Raw genomic sequence first — 241 nt, forward strand, 5'->3', positions numbered from 1 at the left:
TAGACGACCATCAGTTATTAGGATGTCCCACTGCTGGAAGTGTAGATGATGGAAAGAGTACCTTAATTGGGCGACACCTTTACGATTCCAAGTCCATTTTTGAGGATCAATTGGAAGCCATTGAAAACACAAGCAAACAAAAAGGACAAGAAGGTGTTGACCTAGCACTTTTTACGGATGGGTTGCGGGACGAACGGGAACAAGATATCACCATCGATGTGGCCTACCGCTACTTTACCAC

General features: G+C 44.8%; 1 protein-coding gene. It reads left to right on the plus strand.

What is annotated here, in order from left to right:
- On the plus strand, positions 1-241 hold a 241-nt coding region (locus ACRHOZ_RS21330), incomplete at both ends, for a GTP-binding protein (RefSeq protein WP_431130379.1).

This window comes from Flagellimonas flava (assembly GCF_050617915.1).
Lineage (GTDB): Bacteria > Bacteroidota > Bacteroidia > Flavobacteriales > Flavobacteriaceae > Flagellimonas > Flagellimonas flava_A.